We start from the raw sequence: 20,868 nt of genomic DNA on the forward strand, positions 1-20,868 counted from the left end.
GTCGTCGGTGGGTCGGGGGAAGCCTAGCCCATGGTCGGGGTGCCGCCGTCCGGCTCGTCCACATTCGGGACCTTCGACCCAGTCCCGGAGGGTGACACGTAGGGCACCCTGCCCCGCGACACGGCCCGGTAGTCCAGGAGGGCCGACCCGATGACGGCCACGGCGACCACCACGGCCAGCACGACGCGGTCGTAGAAGTCCATCCCGCGCAGGATCGCGAGCAGCACGATCACCACGGCGAGCTTGCCCAGCCAGGTGCCCATGATGACGGCCATCATCGTGCCGGGCGCCGCGTGCGACGTCTTCATCATCGCGAGCGTGGTCGTGCCGGAGAACACGAGCGCGATGGCCGCGCCGATCAGCGCGCCCCACACGCCGGGCAGGCCCGCGACGAGGTAGCCGACGCCGACGCCCAGGACGGTCACGCCGGCGACCAGCACCGCCATGTCCCGCAGCGCCCGCCGGAACACGGCGGCGACCTCGGGGCTGTCCCCCGGGCGCGGGGTCGGGTCGGGGGTGGGCTCGGTCATCGGTCCGTCCTCGGGTCGGGGTCGGTCAGGGCGAGGGGGGTGGCCAGCGCGGCCGGCGGCGGCACCGCGGCCGGACCCGGGGCGGCGCCCGCGGCGGGGAGCGGCGCGGCGTGCCACGCGTGCCGGTGCGCGTCGGCGGCGTGGCGCGCGGCACCGGCCGCCGAGGGCTCCGGGGCCGGGCCGGGGCGCGGCGGGCCCGCGGGGCCGGGACGCCCGGGGTCGCCCGGGGTGCTGCGGCCGCGCAGCGGGCCGAGGGTGAGCGCCAGCGCGACCAGCACGCCCACGCCCAGCCCGATGAGCACCGCGGTGGTGGAGAACCACACGAGCGCCACGGCGGCGCCGGTGAAGAGCGCCGTCCACACGTACAGGATGATCACGGCGCGGCGGTGGGTGTGCCCGAGGGCCAGCATCCGGTGGTGCAGGTGCATCCGGTCCGGGTGGAACGGCGACTTCCCGGACCCCACGCGGCGCACCACGGCCAGGCCCATGTCGAGCAGCGGCAGCAGCAGCACCGCGACCGGCAGCACGATCGGCAGGAACGCCGGGAAGGACTCCCGGGTGTTCACCACGGCCAGGTTGATCTGCCCGGTCACCAGGATGCCCGCCGCGGCGATCACCAGGCCGATGAGCATCGAGCCCGAGTCGCCCATGAAGATGCGCGCCGGGTTGAAGTTGTGCGGCAGGAACCCGATGCAGGCGCCCACCAGCAGCGCCACGATGAGCGTCGCGAGGCTCGAGTAGTCCCCCGGGCTCGCCTCGCGGGTGAGCTGGTAGGAGTAGAGGAAGAAGCCGGCGCCGCCGATCGCGATCAGGCCCGCCGCCAGGCCGTCCAGCCCGTCGACGAAGTTCACCGCGTTCATGGCGACCACCACGACGAGCACGGTCAGCCCGAGCATCACGCGGTGCGAGCCCAGCACCACCCCGTCGATCGGCAGCTGGTAGAGCTGCACGCCCTGCGACGCCATGACGAACGCCGCGAGCACCTGCCCGACGAGCTTGGTCATCCAGTCCAGGTCCCAGATGTCGTCCGCCACGCCCAGCGCGCAGACGATCGTCGCGGCGGCCGCGATGCCGATGATCGGCTCGGGCCGCGCGAACACCGCGTCCAGGAACGGCAGCCGGCTCGCCATCACCAGCCCGACGAGGAGGCCGCCCCACATGGCCAGGCCGCCCAGCCGCGGCGTCGGGATGGAGTGCACGTCCCGCGTCCGCACCGCCGTGATGGCCCCCCACCGCAGGGCGCACCACCGCGCCACCGGCGTCAGCAGGTACGTCGCCGCCGCGGCGATCAGCAGGAGCAGGAGGTACGCCCTCACCGGCCGGGATCACCCACCACCGGCGCGACCTCGCGGAGCTGCTCCAGGCTGATCGCGCCCTGGCGCACCACCCGCAGCTCGTCGCCCGTCGCGTCCACGATCGTCGAGGCCACCTGGCCCGGGGTCCGGCCGCCGTCGAGGTAGGTCTGCACCCGGTCGCCCAGCTGCTCGACCGCCTCGCCGACCTCCAGCGCCGACGGCTGCCCGGTCCGGTTCGCGCTCGACACCGCCATCGGGCCGGTCCGGGACAGCAGCGCCAGGGCGACCGGGTGGTCCGGCACCCGCAGCGCCACGGTGCCGTGCGTCTCGCCCAGGTCCCACGCGAGCGACGGCTGCGCGACGAGGATGACGGTCAGCCCGCCGGGCCAGAACGCCTCCGCGAGGTCCCGCACGGCGGCGGGCACGCCCATCGCCAGGCCGTCCAGCGTCCGCACGTCCGGCATCAGCACCGGCGGCGGCATCTGGCGGCCGCGGCCCTTGGCGGCGAGCAGCGCCGCGACGGCGGGCGGGGTGAACGCGTCCGCGCCGATGCCGTACACGGTGTCCGTGGGCAGCACCACGAGGCCGCCGCGCGACACGGTGTGCACCGCGGCGTCGAGGGACGGCCCCCAGGTGGCGGGGTCGGTCGCGTCCAGCACGGTGGGATCGGTCACGGCTGCGAGTCTCCCACGGCGACCTGGGCGCCCGGGGCCGGCCGTCCGGCGCGCCGCCGGGCCACCAGCATGCGGGGCCGGCCGGTCAGGTCCGGCCGGGTCTCGACCCCCTCGAACGCCCCGGTCGCCTCGGCGGCGGCCCGGGCGGCGGCGTCCTGGACCTCCGCGTGCTCCATGACCAGCAGCCCGCCGGGCGCCAGCAGGCGCGCGGCGGCGGCGAGCACCGCGCGCGGGACCTCCAGGCCGTCCGCCCCGCCGCCGTAGAGGGCGAGGTCCGGATCGTGGTCGCGGACCTCGGGGTCCACCGGCACGGCGTCCGGGGGGATGTACGGCGGGTTCGACACCAGGACGTCGACGGTGCCGTCCAGGTCGGCGAGCAGGCCGGGGTCGCGGACGTCCCCCAGCTCGACGCGCATCGTGCCGCTGCCCGAGGCCCCGTGGTTGTGCCGGGTCAGGCCGACCGCCGCGGGCGACGCGTCCACCGCCACCACCCGCGCGCCCGGCACCTCGGTGTCCACGGCCAGCGCGATGCCGCCGGCACCGCAGCACAGGTCGACGACCAGCGGGCTCGCTCCCCCGTCCGCGAGGCGCGCCGCCTCGTCGACCGCGACCTGCGCGACCGTCTCGGTCTCCGGCCGCGGCACGAAGACGCCCGGCTCCACCCGCAGGGTCAGGTAGCGGAACACCGTCGAGCCGACGATGTGCTGCAAGGGCTCGCGGCGACGACGCCGGTCGACCAGCTCGGCGAACTCCTCGGTGAACCCCTCCGGCACCGGCGGGGCGAGCACCAGGTCCAGGCGCGGCAGCCCGAGCGCGTACGCGGCCAGCGCGGTGGCGTCGTGCCGGGGCGAGCCGACGCCGGCCTCGGCCAGCACCCGCGCGGCGCCGTCGACGAGGGTGCGCATCGTCGGGGCGGTCACCGGTGCCGCCCCCCGTCCGCGCCGGCACCGGCACCGGCCGCCGCCAGCCGCGCCGCCTCGTCCGCGTCCACCGCGGACTGCACGACCGGGCCGAGGTCGCCGTCGAGGACCGCGTCGAGGTTGTACGCCTTGTACCCGGTGCGGTGGTCCGCGATCCGGTTCTCCGGGAAGTTGTAGGTCCGGATGCGCTCGGAGCGGTCCACCGTGCGGACCTGGGAACGCCGGGCCTCGCTCGCCGCGGCGGCCGCCTCCTCCTGGCGGGCGGCCAGCAGCCGCGCCCGCAGGACCCGCATCGCCTGCTCGCGGTTCTGCAGCTGCGACTTCTCGTTCTGCATCGACACGACGATGCCGGTGGGCAGGTGCGTGATCCGCACCGCCGAGTCCGTGGTGTTCACCGACTGCCCACCGGGGCCGGACGAGCGGTACACGTCGATCCGCAGGTCGTTCGGGTCGACCTCCACCTCGCCCTCGTCCTCGACCTCCGGGAACACGAGCACGCCCGCCGCGGAGGTGTGGATCCGGCCCTGCGACTCCGTCACCGGCACGCGCTGCACGCGGTGCACGCCGCCCTCGTACTTCAGGCTCGCCCACACGCCGTCCGCGGGGTCGGTGACCGCGCCGCGGGCCTTCACCGCGACCTGCACGTCCTTGTAGCCGCCCAGGTCGGACTCGGTGGACTCCAGCGTCTCCGTCCGCCAGCCGCGGCGCTCCGCGTACCGCAGGTACATCCGCAGCAGGTCGCCGGCGAACAGCGCGGACTCCTCCCCGCCCTCGCCGGCCTTGATCTCGAGGATGACGTCGCGGGCGTCGTCCGGGTCGCGCGGCACCAGCACCCGGCGCAGCCGCTCGGCGGCGTGCTCCTCGGCCTCGGTCAGCGACGGCAGCTCGGCCGCGAACGCCTCGTCCTGCTCGGCCAGCTCGCGGGCGTCCGCGAGGTCCTCGGCCGCCGCCCGCCACGCCGCGTGCGCCTGCGCCACCCGCCCGAGCTCGGCGTACCGCCGGCCGAGGTTCCGGGCCAGGGCCTGGTCGGCGTGCACCGCCGGGTCGGCGAGCTGCTCCTCGATCCGGGCGTGCTCGTCGAGCAGCGGCCGCGCCGCGGCGAACGGGTCGGTCATCGCTGTCTCCTCCGGGGCCGTCTCCCGGGGCGCGACCGGCCCCGGACATGCGACGACGCCGGTGACCGCGGTCCGTGAGGGACCGCCGGTCACCGGCGTCGGATCGGCTAGTTGGCCGGGCGCTTGCCGTAGCGCGCCTCGAACCGGGCCACGCGGCCACCGGTGTCGAGGATCTTCTGCTTGCCCGTGTAGAACGGGTGGCAGGCGCTGCAGACGTCGGCGCGGATCTCGCCGGAGGTCGAGGTGGAGCGCGTGGTGAACGTGTTGCCGCAGGTGCAGGTCACCTGGGTCACCACGTACTCGGGGTGGATGTCAGTCTTCACGGTGTTCTCCTCGGGTTGGGTCTCCGGGTCGTGCGCACGAGCCGCGCACGTGAACCGCAGACCGACGGAACAGTCTGCCAGAACAGCGGGCCCCCGCGAAATCTTCCCGGCCGCGCACCCGGGCCGCCCACGGTGACGAACCCGGACGATCCACCCCCTCGGCGCCACCTACGATGACGCCATGCTCCGCATCGGCCTCGTGATCGACGACGGCCTGGACCGTCCCGACGGCGTGCAGCAGATCGTCCTCACGCTCGGCGCCCGCCTCACCGCCCTGGGCCACGAGGTGCACTACCTGACCTCGACGACGACCCGCACGGACCTGGCGAACCTCCACGTGCTGTCCCGCCACGTCGCCGTCCGGTTCAACGGCAACCGCCTCGGGACCCCGCTGGCCGCCCCGCGCGCGGCGGTCCGGCGGCTGCTGGACGAGGTCCCGTTCGACGTCCTGCACGTGACCATGCCGTACAGCCCCGTGCTGGCCGGCCGGGTCGTGTCCGCCGCGCACCCGCGGACCGCGGTCGTCGGGTCGTTCGTCATCTACCCGCAGGACGCCGCCACGCGTTGGGGCATCCGGGCGCTGGGGCGCATCGAGCGGCGGCGGCTGCGGCGGTTCGACGCGATCAGCGCGCTGTCCGAGGCGGCGCAGGAGTCCGTGCAGCAGGCCTACGGGCGGCGGGTGCCGATCATCGGGGCGCCGGTGGAGCTGGGGGCGGCGCCGGGTGCTGTCGAGGGCGCGGTCGCGCGTGCCGGCGGCGACGACCGCCCGGTGCGGATCCTGTTCCTCGGGCGCCTCGTGGAGCGCAAGGGCCCGCGCGAGCTCCTCGCCGCCGCCGCCGCGCTGCACCGCCTCGGGACCGCCCGCCCCTGGACGCTCACGCTCGCCGGGCGCGGACCCCTGCTGGACGACCTGCGCGAGCGCGCCCGCGCCGCCGGCATCGCCGACCAGGTGGACTTCCCCGGCTTCGTGGCGGAGGAGGACAAGAACGCCCTGCTCGCCGGGGCCGACGTCGTCGTTCTGCCGTCCACCGGCGGGGAGAGCTTCGGCATCTCGGTCGTCGAGGCCCTCGCGCACGCCGGGGGCGTCGTGCTCGCCGGCGACAACCCCGGCTACCGCACCCCGATGGCCGGCCTCGAGGACCAGCTCGTGCGGCCCGGCGCGACCGGGTCGTTCGCCCGCACGCTCGCGCACTGGGTCGATGCCCCGGCGGCCCGCCGCGCGGCGCTCCCCGCCCAGCGCGCGGCGGCGTCCCGCTTCGAGGCGGGCGAGATCACGGCCCAGACCCTCGCCCTCTACTCGGAGGCCCTCGCCACCCGCCGCGGCACGCGGCACTCCTGACGACCGCGGGAGTGGTCCCGGGGCAGCCCACGAGCACCGGGGGCACCCGGGCACCCGCGCATCCCCCCGGGCACCCGGGCATCCCACGAGCACCCGGGCACCCCACGAGCACCGGGGGCACTCCGCGGCGCACCCCCGGCGCACGTACGACACCCCCTCGCCGCTCGCGCCCTCCCCGTGCGAGCACCGCGCAGGCACGCGGGGCAGCCCCCGGGCGCGGGGGCAGCCCTCGGGCGCGGGGGGCATCTTCCGAGCACGCGGGGTATCCCGTCACGCACCCCCGATGCGCGCCGCGTGCCCCCTCGGCGGGTCGGTGTCCGGCCACCGGGGACGGCGACGGGGCGGCACCCCCGTGGGAGTGCCGCCCCGTCGTGGGCCGTGCGCGCGGACGCTCCTATGGTTCGTCAAGCCGGGAGTGGGCCGTGTTCGAGTTGGCGGAACAGGTCGCGGGCGATGTAGCGCTTGAGGCAGCGGCGGATCTCGCGGTCGGTCTTGCCCTGGGCGCGGCGGCGGTCGATGTAGTCGCGGGTGCGCTGGTCGTAGCGGGCGCGAGACAGGGCGATGACGTGCAGCGCGCGGTTGAGCTGGCGGTCCCCGGAACGGTTCAGCCGATGCCGGATCGTCATGCCTGAGGACGCGGGGATCGGGGCGGTCCCGGCGAGCATCGCGAACGCGGCCTCGGAGCGGATCCGTCCCGGGTGGGACCAGGCGATCAGGACCTGGGCGGCGGTGAGGGCTCCGATCCCGGGCTGGGTCAGCAGGTCGGGCCGCCACGAGCGCACGATCTCACCGATCGCGGTCTCGTGGTCGCGGGCCTCGCCCTGCAGGGTCAGGACCCGGCGCGCCAGGGTCCGCAGGACGTTCGCGGTGGTCACCGTCTGACGGTCCCAGGCCGATCGGGTCCGCAACCGGGCGGCGGTCTGGACCGTCACGGTCGTGTTCGCCCCGCGCAGCACGGCGCGCAGCTCCTCTGGCGCCGCGGTGACCAGAGCGAGCAGCTGGCGCTGAGCCAGGGTCGCGGCCTCGACCCCCGAGCGGCGGGCCGCCATGAGAACGGCGAGCTCGGCGCGAGGACCGTCGTCCTTGATCCGCGCGAGGTGCTCGCGGGCCAGGGCCTCGCGTGCGGCGCGGACCGCGTCCAGGGAGTCGGACTTCGCGCCATGACGTCGGGCGGCTCGCTTCGGGCGGTCCAGCTCCACGACCTGCTCACCGGCCGACCCGAGGAACCGGGCCAGACCGGCGCCGTAGCCGCCGCCACCTTCCAACGCCCAGACCCGCGAGCCACCACGGATCGCGCCGACCCAGGTCAGCAGCTCGCCATAGCCACCCGGATCGGTGCTGACGGTCAACTCGCTGAGCGTGCCGCCAGTGGTCGCGTCCACGACCGCGGCGGTGTGGGTGTGCTTGTGGGTGTCGACCCCGATGACGAGATCGACGCGTTCAGCCAGACTGGTCACTGCGTACTCCTTCGAACCGGAGGAACGTGAGGTTCCGGTCCGGCTGGAGATCGGCAGGACTGTGACGGGACACGCCCGCGTCCACGGGCGGTCAAGCTCCTGATCAGGCCAGCAACTCCGGTCGGGCCGGGGCCGGCAGGCACGCGCGGACAAGTCCGCTCGAAGGCACGAAGCCAGTCAGACGTAGAGTCACGCGCGCACCCACCGAACACAGCCCACCGCTCAGCGAGCCGCAGGCACAAGCCTCACAGTCAGTCGTCGGACTTGCCGCCCATGCCCGGGGTGGTCTTCTGGACCTGGAGCAGGAACTCCACGTTGCTCTTCGTGTCGCGGAGCTTGCCGAGCAGCAGCTCGATGGCCTGCTGCTGGTCGAGCGCCCCCATCACGCGGCGGAGCTTCCAGATGATCTTCAGCTCGTCCGGGGAGATGAGGATCTCCTCGCGCCGGGTGCCCGACGCGTTGACGTCGACCGCCGGGAAGATGCGCTTGTCGGCGAGGCCGCGGGAGAGCCGGAGCTCCATGTTCCCGGTGCCCTTGAACTCCTCGAAGATGACCTCGTCCATCTTGGAGCCGGTCTCCACCAGCGCCGACGCGAGGATCGTCAGGGAGCCGCCGTGCTCGATGTTGCGCGCGGCGCCGAAGAACCGCTTCGGCGGGTAGAGCGCCGAGGCGTCCACGCCGCCGGAGAGGATGCGCCCGGAGGCCGGGGCCGCCAGGTTGTACGCGCGCGACAGGCGGGTCAGCGAGTCGAGCAGCACGACCACGTCCTGGCCGAGCTCGACCAGTCGCTTGGCGCGCTCGATCGCGAGCTCCGCGACCATCGTGTGGTCCGACGCGGGGCGGTCGAAGGTCGAGGCGATGACCTCGCCCTTCACGGTGCGCTCCATGTCCGTGACCTCCTCGGGGCGCTCGTCGACGAGCACGACCATGAGGTGGACCTCGGGGTTGTTCGCGGTGATCGCGTTGGCGATCTGCTGCATGATGATCGTCTTGCCGGCCTTCGGGGGCGCGACGATGAGGCCGCGCTGGCCCTTGCCGATCGGGGCGACGATGTCGATGACCCGCGGGGTGAGCTGGTGCGGGTCGCTCTCCAGGCGCAGGCGGTCCTGCGGGTACAGCGGCGTGAGCTTGGAGAACTCCGGGCGCTGCCGGGCCTGCTCCGGCGACATGCCGTTCACCGTGTCGAGGCGCACCAGGGCGTTGGCCTTGTTCGGCCGGTTGCCGCCCTGCTGCTGCGGCTGGGCCTCGCCCTCGCGGGGCGCCCGGACGGCGCCGGTGATCGCGTCGCCGCGGCGCAGGCCGGCCTTGCGGACCTGGCCGAGCGGCAGGTACACGTCGTTCGCGCCCGGCAGGTAGCCGCTGGTGCGGACGAACGCGTAGGACTCGAGGACGTCGAGGATGCCGGCGACCGGGACGAGGACGTCGTCCTCGGTGAGCTCGACCTCCTCGTAGGCGCCGACCTCGCCGGTGCGCGGGCCGCGGCCGCGCTTGGTGCGGTCCCGGTCGCGGTACCGGTCGCGCGAGCGCCGGCGGCGGCCGCCGCGCTCGTCGTCCTCGCCGCGGTCCTGCTGCGGGGCGCGGTCGCGCTGCTCGGCCTGCTGACGCTGGTCCGGCTGCTGCTGGCGCTGCTGCCGGTCGCGGTCGCCGCCGGTCGTCGGGCCCTCGGGGAGGGTGACGTCCACGGTCGGCGCGCCGGCGCCGCGGCCGGCCCGGCGGGACCGGCGCTCGCCGGTGACCGCGCCCACGGCGTCGGCCGCGCGGGCGGCGCGGTCGTCCCGGGCGTCGGGCTGCTGGGCGTTCTGCCGGTTGTCGAGCGCGGCCTCCAGGCCGGCGAGCACGTCGACGGCGCGGCCGGCGGCGGCACCGTCGGCGGCCGGGGCGTCGGCGGACGCGGCGCGGACCGGACGGCGGCGCTGCCCGCGGGGCGCGTCGGTGCCCTCGGCGGCCGGCGCGGTGCGCTCGGCGGCGGGCGCGGTGCTCTCGGCGGCCGGCGCGGTGCTCACGGCGGCCGGCGCCTCGGCGGGCTGTCCGGCATCACGGGTGGCGGCGCGGCGGGCGCGGGCGGGCCGCTCGCCGCCGCCCTGGCGCTTCGCCTGGATGGCGTCGACCAGGTCGCTCTTGCGCATGCGGGACGTGCCGGTCACGCCGAGCTCCGCGGCGAGGGCCTGCAGCTCGGGCATGCGCATCGCGGAGATGGCACCGCCACGGGCGGAGCCGCCGGAGCCGGTGCTCACGGCGGGCTCGATGGTTTCTGTCACGAAGGACCCTTCCCCCTCGTCGGGGACCGTCACCCTCCGTCGGGGTGCGGTCCGCGTCCGGTCCTCCGTCGGGACCGGCGCCTCGGTGACGCCGCACGGGTCGCGCGTGCGCGTCGACTGCCGTGGGCTGGATCGTTCCCGGTCTCGGGGCTCATGGGACCCGGGCCTTCGGGGCGCTGGGCACGCGCGGCGCTGCACCCGAAAAAGGCTGAGCGGATATCAGGACGAGGGTCCGGGGAACGGCGCCAGCATACCACCGGCGCAGCCGGTCAGGGCAGCGTTCGCCACGCCGCACCGGCGGTGTCGATCGCCAGCCGGACGATGCGCCAGCCGCCCATCGCACCCCCGAACACGGCGGCCAGCGCGTCGTCCGCGTCGGTCGGCCCGGGGGCGGCCGGGTCGGCGCTCGCCGCACCCTCGACGCCGCGCGCGAGCACCAGGACGGTCGGACCCGCGCCGGAGACGACGGCGGGGACGCCCCGGGCGCGCAGCGCGTCGACGAGCGCCATGCTCTCCGCCATGACGGGACGCCGGTAGCCCTGGTGCAGCCGGTCCTCGGTCGCCGGCAGCAGCAGGTCGGGCCGCCGGCCGAGCGCCTCCACCAGCAGGGCGGCCCGGCCCGCCTGGAACGCGGCGTCGCCGTGCGGCACGGTCGCGGGCAGGACGCCGCGGGCGTGCGACGTGGCCAGGCGCGTGCCGGGGACGACGACCACGGGCGCGACGGACCCGTGCACCGGGAGCCGGGCGGCGTGCACCCTCCCGGACGGCTCGTCGGACCACGCGACGGTCGCTCCGCCGAGCAGCGCCGGCGCCGCGTTGTCGGGGTGCCCCTCGAGCTCGGTGGCCAGGCGCAGCGCGACGTCGTCGTCGATCGACTCGGGCTCGGCGACCAGCGCCCGGGCGGCGAGGATGCCCGCCACCACCGCGCCGGCGGAGGACCCGAGGCCGCGGCCGTGCGGGATGCGGTTGCGGCAGGTCAGGTGCAGGCCGGTCTGCGGAGCGCCCACGTGGTCGAGCGCGTGCCTCAGGGCGCGCACCACCAGGTGGTCGTCACCGGAGGGCACGTCCTGCGCGCCCTCCCCCACCACGTCGACGACGACCTCGGCGGACCCGAGGGCGCGCACCTCGACGTCGTCGTACAGCGCCAGCGCGAGGCCGAGCGCGTCGAAGCCGGGCCCGAGGTTCGCGCTCGTCGCCGGGACGCGCACCCGCGCCCGGTCGGCTCCCAGTCGCACGGCGGGCTCAGCCGAGGCCGAGGGCGGCGGCGATCTCGACCACGTCGGGCCGCACGCGGGTCGTCGCGACCTCGCCGCCGTCCGCCGTGCGCAGCGCCCACTGCGGGTCCTTGAGGCCGTGGCCGGTGACGGTGACGACGATCCGCGCGCCCGCCGGCACGCGACCCTCCTGCGCGAGCCGCAGGATGCCCGCGACGCCCGCCGCGGACGCCGGTTCGACGAAGACCCCGACCTGGGAGGACAGCACGCGGTGCGCCGCGAGGATCTCCTCGTCGGTCACGGACTCGATGAGCCCGCCGGACCGGTCGCGCGCCGCCTCGGCCTGCGTCCAGGACGCGGGGTTGCCGATGCGGATCGCGGTCGCGATGGTCTCCGGCTCCGTGATCGGGAACCCGCGGACGATCGGCGCGGCGCCGGCGGCCTGGAAGCCCCACATGGCCGGCGTGTGCGTGGCGACCGGGGCGAGGTCGGCCCCGGCGTCGTGGCCCGCGTACTCACGGAAGCCCTTCCAGTACGCGGTGATGTTCCCGGCGTTGCCGACCGGCAGCGCGTGGATGTCCGGGGCGTCGCCGAGGGCGTCGACGATCTCGAACGCCCCGGTCTTCTGCCCCTCGATCCGGTCCGGGTTCACCGAGTTCACGAGCTCGACGGGGTACGCCTCCGCGAGCTTGCGGGCGGCGACGAGGCAGTCGTCGAAGTTGCCGTCGACCTGCAGCAGCTTGGCGCCGTGCGCGACGGCCTGGCTGAGCTTGCCCATCGCGATCTTGCCGTCCGGCACCAGCACCGCGCAGACCATCCCGGCGGCGGTCGCGTACGCGGCGGCGGACGCCGAGGTGTTGCCGGTGGACGCGCACACGACGGCCTGCGCCCCGCGGCCGGCCGCGGCGGACATCGCGGTCGTCATGCCCCGGTCCTTGAACGAGCCGGTCGGGTTCATGCCCTCGACCTTGACGAACACCTCCGCCCCGGTGAGCGCGGACAGCGCCGGTGCCGCGACGAGCGGCGTGCCGCCCTCGCCGAGCGTGATGACGCGCTCCTGGACGTGCGCGGGCAGGCGGTCGGCGTACTCGCGGATCACGCCGCGCCACTGCTGTGCCATCAGGCTCCCTCGACTCGCAGGACGGAGACGACCGAGCGGACCGCGTCCAGGCCGTCGATCGCGGCGACCGTGGCGGCCAGCGCGGCCTCCGGCGCCTCGTGCGTGGTGATGACCAGGTGCGCGACGCCGTCCTCGGCCTCCGCCGACGGCGTCTGCCGCACGGCCTCGATCGACACGCCGTGCTCGGCCAGCTCGGCGGAGACCTGCGCGAGCACGCCCGGCCGGTCCGCGACCTCGAGCCGCACCTGGTACCGGGTGCGCGCCGCGTCGGCGGGCAGCACCGGCAGGGCCGCGTACCAGGACTCCGCCGGGCCGCGCCCGCCGTGCACCCGGTGCCGCGCCGCGGACACCACGTCGCCCAGGACGGCGCTCGCCGTCGGGGCGCCGCCCGCGCCGCGGCCGTAGAACATGAGCTCGCCGGCGGCCTCCGCCTCGACGAACACCGCGTTGAAGGCGCCGCGCACGCCGGCCAGCGGGTGCTCCGCCGGGACGAGCGCCGGGTGCACGCGCACCTGCACGCCCTCCGCCCCGTCGGCCCCCGCGCGGCGCTCGGCGATGGCGAGCAGCTTGATGACGTGGCCGGTGCGACCGGCCCACGCGACGTCGTCCGCCGTGACCGAGGTGATGCCCTGCCGGTCGACGTCGTCCAGCGACACCCGGGTGTGGAACGCGAGCGACGCGAGGATGGCGGCCTTCGCCGCCGCGTCGAAGCCCTCGACGTCCGCCGTCGGGTCGGCCTCCGCGTAGCCGAGCGCCTGGGCCTCGGCGACCGCGCCCGCGAGGTCGAGGCCCTCGGTGGCCATCCGGTCGAGCACGTAGTTCGTCGTGCCGTTGACGATGCCGAGCACGCGGTGGACCCGGTCGCCGGTGAGGGACTCGCGGACGGGCCGCACCAGCGGGATCGCGCCCGCCACCGCGGCCTCGAAGTAGAGGTCCACCCCGGCGGCGTCGGCGGCCTGGTAGAGCGTCGGGCCGTCCTCGGCGAGCAGCGCCTTGTTCGCCGTGACGACGGCCGCGCCGTGCTCGATCGCCCGCAGCAGCAGCGACCGCGCGGGCTCGATGCCGCCGACGACCTCGACGACGACGTCCGCCTTGGCGACCAGCCCCTCGGCGTCGGCGGTCAGCAGCGCGCGGTCGACCACCGGGTCGCGCTCGGCCTCGACGTCGCGCACGGCGACCCCGACCAGCTCCAGCGGGGCGCCGACGCGGGCCGCGAGGTCCGCCGCCTGCGTCGTGAGCAGCCGGACGACCTCCGTGCCGACGACGCCGCAGCCGAGCAGCGCGACCCGCACGGCGGGTCGGTCTCCGGTCGCGGGCGTGGCGGGTCCGACGGTCTCGTCGCGTGCAGTCACCGCGTGCGCCTCTCGATCACGCCCGGCCGAGCCGGGCCCCGTGGGGAGCGGTCCGGGGCGTCGCCGCCGGTCCGAGGCCCCAGGATAGGGGGCCGGTCGGACGAGCCGGGGGCGCATCCACACCGTGGGCCGTCCCGACCACGCTCCGCGACGTCACGCGCCACGGGCCAGCACGCGAGCCGCGCCGACCCACCGCTCGCGCATCGGGTCGACGTCGTCCGCCACGGCCCGCAGGACCACCTCGCGGTCCACGGCGAAGTACCCGTGGACGATCCGGTTCCGCGTCGCGCGCACGGCAGGCCAGGAACCGCCGCAGACCGTGTCCCGCAGGTCCGGGGACAGCTCCCCGAGGCACTCGATCGCCGCCGCCAGGCGCAGGCAGAGCCCGTCGAACCAGACCTGGTCGTGGGGATCGATCCGCGCCGCGTAGGCGACCACCGCATCCAGGTGCTCCAGCGCATCGCCGACGAGGTCGGCCGGCGCTCGCCTCACAGGGCGATCGCCTCGACCGTCGTCGCGACCCGTGGTCTGAGCATCCGGGCGGGGACCACGTCCACCTCCCGGCCGAGGATGGCCTCCAGCTCCACCTCCGCCCTGCCCAGGTCGAAGAGACCGACCTCGGGACCGAGGTCCACCAGCAGGTCCACGTCCGACTCCGGCCCGTCCTCGCCGCGCGCGACCGACCCGAACACCCGGACGTTCGACATCCCGTGCCGCTCCGCCGCGGCGACGATCGCGTCCCGCTGCCGCCCGAGCACGCGGCTCAGGACCGTCTCGCCCTCGCCGCCCGGCGACGAGTCCCCGTCCCCGACCGGCTCCACGACGTCCACCCGCCGCAGCAGCCGCACCACCTCGGGCTGGCTCCGCCCGAGCGCCGCCGCGATGCGCCGCTGGCTCCACCCGAGGTCCGCCGCCTGTCGCGCCGCGAGCACCAGCCCGCGCGCCGCCTCCGCCCGCAGCCGCTCGGCCCGCGCGGACGCGTCGGCGAGGTACGCGGCGAACGCCGCCTCGAGCGGCGAGTCGCCGCCGCGCTCTGGGCCCTGATCCACCTCGACCACCTCCTGATAGCAGATGCTATCAGCGGCGTTCACCCCAGGTCGAGGGCCAGCAGGTCCTCCTCGGTCTCCCGCCGGACGAGCACGCGCGTCGCCCCGTCGAGCACCGCCACGACCGGCGGCCGCGGGACGTGGTTGTAGTTGGAGGCCATCGACCGGCCGTACGCCCCGGTGGCCGCGACGGCGAGCAGGTCGCCCGGCGCGACGTCGGCCGGGAGCTGGACCTCGTGCACGACGATGTCGCCGCTCTCGCAGTGCTTGCCCACGACGCGCGCGAGCACGGTCTCCTCCGCGCCGGTCCGGGAGACGACGGCCGCGTGGTAGTGCGCGCCGTACAGCGCGGGGCGGATGTTGTCGCTCATCCCGCCGTCCACGGAGACGTAGAGCCGCACCCGGCCGTCGTCCAGCCGGACGGGCTTGACCGTGCCCACCGTGTACAGCGTCAGGGTGGTGGGCCCGACGATCGCCCGGCCGGGCTCGAAGGACAGCCGCGGGACCGCGGTGCCGAGCTCGGCGCACGTGGCGTCCACGGTCGTCGCGAGGTCCTTGGCGATCCGCTCGGGGTCGAGCGGGACCTCGCCGGGCAGGTAGGCGATGCCGAAGCCGCCGCCGAGGTCGACCTCCGGCGCGAGGTACCCGGTCCGCGCGGCGAGGTCGGCGCGCAGCCGCAGCACCGCGCCGGCGGCGACGGCGAAGCCCTCGGGGTCGAGGATCTGCGAGCCGATGTGCGAGTGGATGCCGAGCAGCCGCAGCTCGGGCGCGGCGACGACCCGCTCCAGGGCGGTCATGGCGGGGCTCGTGCCGTCCGGGCCGGGGGCGACGGACAGGCCGAACTTCTGGTCCTCGTGCGCCGTCGAGATGTACTCGTGGCCGCCCGCGTGCACGCCGGTGGTGACCCGCACCATCACGGGCGCGGCCGGGGCGCCGGCACCGCGGGCGCGCACGGCGGCGGCGATCCGGTCGAGCTCGCCGAGCGAGTCGACGATGATCCGCCCGACGCCGGCGTCCAGGGCGCGCGCGATCTCCGCGTCCGACTTGTTGTTGCCGTGCAGGCCGATGTCCGCGCCGGGCACGCCCGCGCGCAGCGCCACGGCGAGCTCGCCGCCGGTGGACGTGTCGACCCGCAGACCCTCCTGGTGCGCCCACCGGGCGACGGCGACCGACAGGAACGCCTTGCCGGCGTAGTACACGTCCACCCCGGCACCGAGCGGCGCGAAGGCCCGCTCGAACGCCGTCCGCAGCACGCGCGCCCGGGCGCGGAACGACGCCTCGTCCAGCACGTACGCGGGCGTGCCCTGCTCGGCGGCCAGCGCCCGCAGGTCGACGCCGCCCACCGCGACCGCGCCGTCCGCCCCGCGGGTCGCCGTCGCGGACCAGGGCAGGCCGAGCGGGCCGGCGGTCACATCCGCTCCGGCGCGCTCACCCCGAGCAGGCCCAGGCCGTTCGCCAGCACCTGGCGGGTGGCGTCGTTCAGCCACAGGCGGGTGCGGTGCGCGTCGGACACCTCCTCGTCGCCGAACGGCAGCACCCGGCGCTGCTGGTCGTACCACTTGTGGTACGCGCCGGCGACCTCCTCCAGGTACCGGGCGACGCGGTGCGGCTCGCGCAGCTCGGCGGCCTGGGCGACGACGCGCGGCAGCTCCGCGAGGCGGCCGAGCAGCACCGACTCCGACTCGTGGTCCAGCAGCGCGGCGTCGAAGCCGTCCTCGCGGCGCACGCCCGCCTCGGCGGCGTTCCGCGCGATGCCGGCGGTCCGCGAGTGCGCGTACTGCACGTAGTAGACGGGGTTCTCGTTCGTGGCCTTGCTGAGCAGGTCCAGGTCGAGGTCGATCGAGGAGTCCACGGACGACCGGGCCAGCGAGTAGCGCGCGGCGTCGACGCCGACGGCCTCGACCAGGTCCCCGATGGACACGACCGTGCCGGCCCGCTTGCTCATCCGGACCGGCTGCCCGTCCTTGACCAGGTTGACGAGCTGGCCGATGAGGATCTCGAGGTTGACGCCGGGGGTGTCGCCGAACGCGGCGCACATCGCCATCATGCGGCCGATGTACCCGTGGTGGTCGGCGCCGAGCATCATGATCGCCCGGTCGAAGCCGCGCTCGCGCTTGTCCAGGTAGTACGCCAGGTCGCCCGCGATGTACGCGGCCTCCCCGTCGGACTTGATGATGACGCGGTCCTTGTCGTCGCCGAACTCGGTGGTGCGCAGCCACGTCGCGCCGTCGGCCTCGTAGATGTGGCCGAGCTCGCGCAGCCGGGCGACCGCGCGGTCGACGGCCCCGTTCTCGTGCAGCGAGTCCTCGTGGAAGTACACGTCGAAGTCGACGCCGAACTCGTGCAGCGAGCGCTTCACCTCGGCGAACATCAGCTCGACGCCGCGGGAGCGGAACACCTCCTGCGCCTCGGCGTCCGGGAGGGTGCGCGGGTCGGGCTCCCCCGCGGCGACCGCGTCCGCGATCACCTGGTCGGCGATCTCGGTGATGTACTCGCCGCCGTAGCCGTCCTCGGGGGCGGGCTCGCCCTTGGCGCGGGCGAGCAGCGAGCGGGCGAACCGGTCGATCTGCGCGCCGTGGTCGTTGAAGTAGTACTCGCGGGTCACGTCGGCGCCGGACGCCTCCAGCACCCGCGCCAGGCTGTCGCCGACGGCGGCCCAGCGGACGCCGCCGATGTGCAGCGGGCCGGTGGGGTTGGCGGACACGAACTCGAGGTCGATCCGCTCGCCGGTCAGCGACGTCCCGCGCCCGTAGGCGGGCCCGGCCTCGACGATCGCACGGGCGAGCTCGCCCGCCGCGGCGGCGTCGAGGGTGATGTTGAGGAACCCGGGACCGGCGACGTCGACCTTCGCGACCCCCGGGGCGTCGGCGAGCCGGCGCGCGAGCTCCTCGGCGAACGCGCGGGGGTTGGTGCCCGCCTTCTTCGCGAGCTGCAGCGCCACGTTGGTCGCCCAGTCGCCGTGCTCGCGCTGCCGGGGTCGCTCCACGTGCACGGTGGCGGGGAGGTCGGCGGCGTCGAGGGCGAAGGTCCCGTCGGCGACGGCGCCCGCGAGGGCGGCGCGCAGGGACTCGGAGAGCTCAGCGGGGGTCACCGGACAAGCGTAGCGACGCCCCGGACCGCCCCCGACCGGTCATCCACAGCCCGGGACGCTCACCGCGCGGCGCGCGGACCCCACGTGTCCTCCAGCATCACCGGCCGGCAGGCCACCGTCGCCGCCCCGACCAGCACCACGAGCGTGCCGAGCAGGAACAGCAGCGCGACGGTCCAGGTGCCGGTCGCCTCGTACAGCACGCCGATCAGCAGCGGACCCGTGCCGGCGATCGCGTACCCGACGCCCTGGGTGAAGCCCGACAGCGACGCGGCCCCGGCGGACGTGCGGGTGCGCAGGTTGATCAGCGCCAGCAGCACCGGGAACGCGCCCGGGCCGAGGCCGCCGAGCAGGATCCAGAGCCACACCGGTCCCTCGGGCGACACCAGCAGCCCGATGTACGACGCCGCGAAGCACGCGACGAAGAACACGACGAGGCCGATGGGGTTCTTCATCCGGGACGCCGCGATGGGCGCGATCAGGGCGGGCGGCAGGCCGAGGATCGCGAACACCGACAGCCACACGCCCGCCGCGTGCGGGGACGTCCCGCCGTCGATGAGGATCTGCGGCAGCCACGCGAACATCGCGTACGAGTCGAGCGAGTTCATCGCGAAGGTCACGGCCATGCCCCACGCGAGCGGGCTGCGCCAGACCCGCCCGCCGGAGCGGTGCCGCGACGTCAGCGCGGGCGTCGTGGCGGGCGCGCGCCGCAGCAGTCCCGACAGCTCCGCGCGGGCGGCGGCGGAGCGCGCGATGATCACCAGCCACGGCAGCGCGGCGAGCACGCCGACGACGGCCCAGATGGACAGGGACGTCCGCCAGCCCAGCCGCTCCGCGACCGGCACCGCCAGCAGCGCGGGCAGCGCCGTGCTGAACGTCATCGTCACCGAGTAGATCGACGTCACCACGCCGATCCGGTCCGGGAAGTACCGCTTCACCACCGGCGGCAGCAGCACGTTGCCCATGCCCATGCCGGCCAGCGCGATCACCGACCAGCCGAGGAAGCCCACCGACGTCGAGGTGCCGGACCGCACGACCTCGCCGAGCGCCGACAGCAGCATCGCGAGCACGAGCAGCGGCTCCAGCCCCATCCGGCGCGCGAGCACCGGCGTCAGCGACCCGAACACCGCGAACGACACGACGGGGATGGTCCCGAGCAGCCCGGCCTCCGTGGCGGACAGCGCCACGTCCGCGCGCACCAGGTCGAGGATCGGCGACACGGACGCGACCGCGATCCGCAGGTTCAGGGCGACCAGCACCACGCCGAGCAGGACGACGCGGCGGCCCCGCCACGGGGCGACGGTGCCCGCGGGCACGGGGGAAGACGGCATGCGACCTCGTTCGGGCGACTGGTGAGGCGCGCGGCGGTGGGCGCTGGCGGACGGGTGCCCGGTTCGTGTTGAATCGCGGCACAACTGACCAGGGAGACTACTCCGCATGACGCGACGCACCGGCCTCATCGACGCGACGGTGGCCCAGCTCCGGGCCCGGATCACGTCCGGCGACTGGCCGGTCGGCACCCGCATCCCGCCCGAGCCCGCGCTCGTCGAGCTGCTGGGCGTCGGCCGGAACACCGTCCGGGAGGCCGTGCAGTCCCTCGTGCACGCCGGCCTGGTCGAGCGGCGGCAGGGCTCCGGCACCTACGTGCTGTCCACCTCCGAGCTCGCCGTCAGCATGGGGCGGCAGATCGCCGACGCCCGGCAGCGCGACGTCATCGAGGTCCGCCGCAGCCTCGAGGTCGAGGCCGCCCGGCTCGCCGCCCGCCGCCGCACCACCGCGGACGTCGCGGCGATCACGACGCTGCGCGACGAGCGCGCCGAGGCCTACCGCTCCGGCCAGCTCGACCGGATGGTCGCCGCCGACCTCGCCCTGCACCGCGCCATCGCCCGCGCGGCCCGGAACCCGGTGCTGCTGTCGCTGTACGAGAACCTCATCGACGCCGTCACCGACAACATCCGGTTCAACTTCGCGCACCTGCAGGACGGCGACAACCACGACGGGCTCGTGGACGCGATCGCCGCCGGGGACGACGCCCGCGCGGTCGAGGAGACCGCCACCTACCTGTCGGGGCTGCTGGGCGAGGACTGACCGGCGACGCGCCGCGGGCCTGGTAGTCTCGTGCACCGCCCGGTCGTCACGGCCGGCGCAGCGCCCTCGTAGCTCAGTGGATAGAGCGTCTGCCTCCGGAGCAGAAGGTCGTAGGTTCGAATCCTATCGAGGGCACGCACCGCGAGGCCCGGCAGCTCATCGAGCGGCCGGGCCTTCGCCGCCCCGGCGTGGCGCCGAGCCGCGACCGCGCACCGGACACCTGGTCGGCTCCGCCGCCCGCGGCGACGGGGACAGCGAGCGCCTCGCCGCACGAGCCGGCGGGCCTCGCCGGCGGCCGCCTGACGGTCGCCGCCGGCGTAGGGTGCCCGACGTGATCCCGCAGGACCAGGCGCGCACCCGCGCCGGCTACGACGCCGTCGCCGACCGGTACGCCGCCCTGCTCCCGGACCTGCGCGCGGAGTCCCGGCTCGACGTGCCCTGCTCGACGAGCTCGCCGCCCGGTGGTCCGACGGCCCCGGCGGCCCGCTGCTCGACGTGGGCTGCGGCACCGGCCGCGTCGCCGCGCACCTGGCGGCGAGTGGCGTCGACGTGCTGGGCGCCGACCTGTCCCCCGGCATGGTCGCCGCCGCGCGGCGGGCGCACCCCGGCCTGCCGTTCCTGGTCGCGGCGGCCGACGCGCTGCCGCTGCCGGACGCGTGCGCGGGCGGCGTGCTCGCCTGGTACTCCGTGATCCACACGGCGCCGGCCGGGCTGGCGGCGGTGGTCGCCGAGCTGCGCCGGGTCGCTCGCCCGGGGGCGCCGCTGCTCGCGGCGTTCCAGGCGGGGCACGGCGAGCGCGACGAGGTCGCCGGCGCCTACGGCACGGACGTCACGCTCGCGGTGCACCGGCACGATCCCGGCCGCCTGGCGGCGCTGCTGGTGGCCGGCGGGTTCGACGTCCGGGCGCGGGTCGAGCGCGCGGCGGAGGGACGGGAGCGGCGACCGCAGGCCGCACTGCTCGCGACGGCGCGCTGACGCCGCGCGGCGGACGCCCCGGGGCCCGCGCGACCCGGCAGGATGTGAGCGCGCACATCCCGCCCGCCCCGCAC

19 protein-coding genes and 1 tRNA gene are annotated in these 20,868 nt (G+C 75.8%); 4 read left to right on the top strand and 16 right to left on the bottom strand.

What is annotated here, in order from left to right; genetic code table 11:
* Positions 1-23: 23 nt before the first annotated feature.
* The 6 genes from HNR08_RS02465 to rpmE form a co-directional block, all read right to left on the bottom strand.
* On the bottom strand, positions 24-530 hold the full coding sequence (locus tag HNR08_RS02465; RefSeq protein WP_146840495.1) for a Cg1360 family ATP-synthase-associated protein: 507 nt from the start codon (positions 528-530) through the stop codon (positions 24-26).
* Positions 527-1,846 carry an MraY family glycosyltransferase gene (locus HNR08_RS02470; RefSeq protein ID WP_146840494.1) on the bottom strand — a complete coding sequence of 440 codons (1,320 nt, stop codon included), beginning with the start codon at positions 1,844-1,846 and terminating at the stop codon, positions 527-529. The genes HNR08_RS02465 and HNR08_RS02470 overlap by 4 nt, the downstream gene beginning before the upstream one ends.
* Complete coding sequence (locus HNR08_RS02475; RefSeq protein ID WP_146840493.1) at positions 1,843-2,499, bottom strand: L-threonylcarbamoyladenylate synthase; 657 nt, start codon at positions 2,497-2,499, stop codon at positions 1,843-1,845. Before HNR08_RS02475 ends, HNR08_RS02470 begins: the two co-directional genes overlap by 4 nt.
* Positions 2,496-3,404, bottom strand: coding sequence for a peptide chain release factor N(5)-glutamine methyltransferase (gene prmC / locus HNR08_RS02480; RefSeq protein ID WP_146840504.1), 909 nt, complete (start codon positions 3,402-3,404; stop codon positions 2,496-2,498). Before prmC ends, HNR08_RS02475 begins: the two co-directional genes overlap by 4 nt.
* 11 nt (positions 3,405-3,415) lie before the next feature.
* Positions 3,416-4,534 carry a peptide chain release factor 1 gene (prfA, locus tag HNR08_RS02485; RefSeq protein ID WP_146840492.1) on the bottom strand — a complete coding sequence of 373 codons (1,119 nt, stop codon included), beginning with the start codon at positions 4,532-4,534 and terminating at the stop codon, positions 3,416-3,418.
* Between the two features lie 107 nt (positions 4,535-4,641).
* A complete protein-coding gene (rpmE, locus tag HNR08_RS02490) occupies positions 4,642-4,857 on the bottom strand; it encodes a 50S ribosomal protein L31 (RefSeq protein WP_146840491.1) in 216 nt (71 codons plus the stop codon).
* Positions 4,858-5,038: 181 nt separating this feature from the next.
* Here rpmE and HNR08_RS02495 point away from each other — a divergent pair, with 181 nt between their 5' ends.
* Positions 5,039-6,196: a glycosyltransferase family 4 protein gene (locus HNR08_RS02495; protein ID WP_146840490.1), complete on the top strand. Its 1,158-nt coding sequence runs from the start codon at positions 5,039-5,041 to the stop codon at positions 6,194-6,196.
* Positions 6,197-6,600: 404 nt separating this feature from the next.
* Here the strand turns inward: HNR08_RS02495 and HNR08_RS02500 are convergent, their stop codons facing one another.
* The 10 genes from HNR08_RS02500 to HNR08_RS02545 form a co-directional block, all read right to left on the bottom strand.
* Entirely contained in the window at positions 6,601-7,653 is a 1,053-nt protein-coding gene (locus HNR08_RS02500) for an IS110 family RNA-guided transposase (RefSeq protein WP_168432408.1), read from the bottom strand.
* Positions 7,654-7,904: 251 nt separating this feature from the next.
* Positions 7,905-9,911: a transcription termination factor Rho gene (rho, locus tag HNR08_RS02505; RefSeq protein WP_183834761.1), complete on the bottom strand. Its 2,007-nt coding sequence runs from the start codon at positions 9,909-9,911 to the stop codon at positions 7,905-7,907.
* 269 nt (positions 9,912-10,180) lie between these two features.
* On the bottom strand, positions 10,181-11,146 hold the full coding sequence (gene thrB / locus HNR08_RS02510) for a homoserine kinase (RefSeq protein ID WP_146840434.1): 966 nt from the start codon (positions 11,144-11,146) through the stop codon (positions 10,181-10,183).
* Between the two features lie 7 nt (positions 11,147-11,153).
* Entirely contained in the window at positions 11,154-12,245 is a 1,092-nt protein-coding gene (thrC, locus tag HNR08_RS02515; RefSeq protein WP_146840435.1) for a threonine synthase, read from the bottom strand.
* Positions 12,245-13,597 (bottom strand): homoserine dehydrogenase, encoded by a 1,353-nt coding sequence (locus HNR08_RS02520; protein WP_246803183.1) that lies wholly within the window; start codon positions 13,595-13,597, stop codon positions 12,245-12,247. Before HNR08_RS02520 ends, thrC begins: the two co-directional genes overlap by 1 nt.
* Before the next feature lie 153 nt (positions 13,598-13,750).
* The gene (locus tag HNR08_RS22560; protein WP_146840437.1) at positions 13,751-14,089 is read right to left on the bottom strand and encodes a HepT-like ribonuclease domain-containing protein; all 339 of its coding nucleotides are present in this window, start codon (positions 14,087-14,089) and stop codon (positions 13,751-13,753) included.
* Complete coding sequence (locus tag HNR08_RS22565) at positions 14,086-14,646, bottom strand: nucleotidyltransferase domain-containing protein (protein ID WP_246803184.1); 561 nt, start codon at positions 14,644-14,646, stop codon at positions 14,086-14,088. The genes HNR08_RS22560 and HNR08_RS22565 overlap by 4 nt, the downstream gene beginning before the upstream one ends.
* Before the next feature lie 38 nt (positions 14,647-14,684).
* On the bottom strand, positions 14,685-16,055 hold the full coding sequence (gene lysA, locus HNR08_RS02535) for a diaminopimelate decarboxylase (RefSeq protein ID WP_146840438.1): 1,371 nt from the start codon (positions 16,053-16,055) through the stop codon (positions 14,685-14,687).
* Positions 16,052-17,734, bottom strand: a complete 1,683-nt coding sequence (gene argS, locus HNR08_RS02540) for an arginine--tRNA ligase (protein WP_146840439.1) — start codon at positions 17,732-17,734, stop codon at positions 16,052-16,054. Before argS ends, lysA begins: the two co-directional genes overlap by 4 nt.
* A 59-nt stretch (positions 17,735-17,793) precedes the next feature.
* A complete protein-coding gene (locus tag HNR08_RS02545) occupies positions 17,794-19,062 on the bottom strand; it encodes a CynX/NimT family MFS transporter (RefSeq protein ID WP_146840440.1) in 1,269 nt (422 codons plus the stop codon).
* 106 nt (positions 19,063-19,168) lie between these two features.
* Between HNR08_RS02545 and HNR08_RS02550 the strand changes: the two genes are divergently transcribed.
* The 3 genes from HNR08_RS02550 (at position 19,169) to HNR08_RS02560 (ending at position 20,794) form a co-directional block, all read left to right on the top strand.
* Entirely contained in the window at positions 19,169-19,819 is a 651-nt protein-coding gene (locus HNR08_RS02550) for a FadR/GntR family transcriptional regulator (protein WP_146840441.1), read from the top strand.
* Positions 19,820-19,881: 62 nt separating this feature from the next.
* Positions 19,882-19,954, top strand: a tRNA-Arg gene (locus HNR08_RS02555).
* Positions 19,955-20,257: 303 nt separating this feature from the next.
* Positions 20,258-20,794 (top strand): class I SAM-dependent methyltransferase, encoded by a 537-nt coding sequence (locus HNR08_RS02560; protein WP_371862409.1) that lies wholly within the window; start codon positions 20,258-20,260, stop codon positions 20,792-20,794.
* The last annotated feature ends 74 nt before the right edge of the window (positions 20,795-20,868 follow it).

This window comes from Cellulomonas hominis, assembly GCF_014201095.1.
In the GTDB taxonomy this organism is placed as follows: Bacteria; Actinomycetota; Actinomycetes; order Actinomycetales; family Cellulomonadaceae; genus Cellulomonas; species Cellulomonas hominis.

What these genes read in the sequence shown, in the direction of transcription:
- prmC (WP_146840504.1), bottom strand. Translation starts at nt 3,404, where the DNA reads ATGCGCACCCTCGTCGACGGCGCCGCGCGGGTGCTGGCCGAGGCCGGC.
- HNR08_RS02465 (WP_146840495.1), bottom strand. Translation starts at nt 530, where the DNA reads ATGACCGAGCCCACCCCCGACCCGACCCCGCGCCCGGGGGACAGCCCC.
- HNR08_RS02495 (WP_146840490.1), top strand. Translation starts at nt 5,039, where the DNA reads ATGCTCCGCATCGGCCTCGTGATCGACGACGGCCTGGACCGTCCCGAC.
- prfA (WP_146840492.1), bottom strand. Translation starts at nt 4,534, where the DNA reads ATGACCGACCCGTTCGCCGCGGCGCGGCCGCTGCTCGACGAGCACGCC.
- HNR08_RS02550 (WP_146840441.1), top strand. Translation starts at nt 19,169, where the DNA reads ATGACGCGACGCACCGGCCTCATCGACGCGACGGTGGCCCAGCTCCGG.
- thrC (WP_146840435.1), bottom strand. Translation starts at nt 12,245, where the DNA reads ATGGCACAGCAGTGGCGCGGCGTGATCCGCGAGTACGCCGACCGCCTG.
- HNR08_RS02545 (WP_146840440.1), bottom strand. Translation starts at nt 19,062, where the DNA reads ATGCCGTCTTCCCCCGTGCCCGCGGGCACCGTCGCCCCGTGGCGGGGC.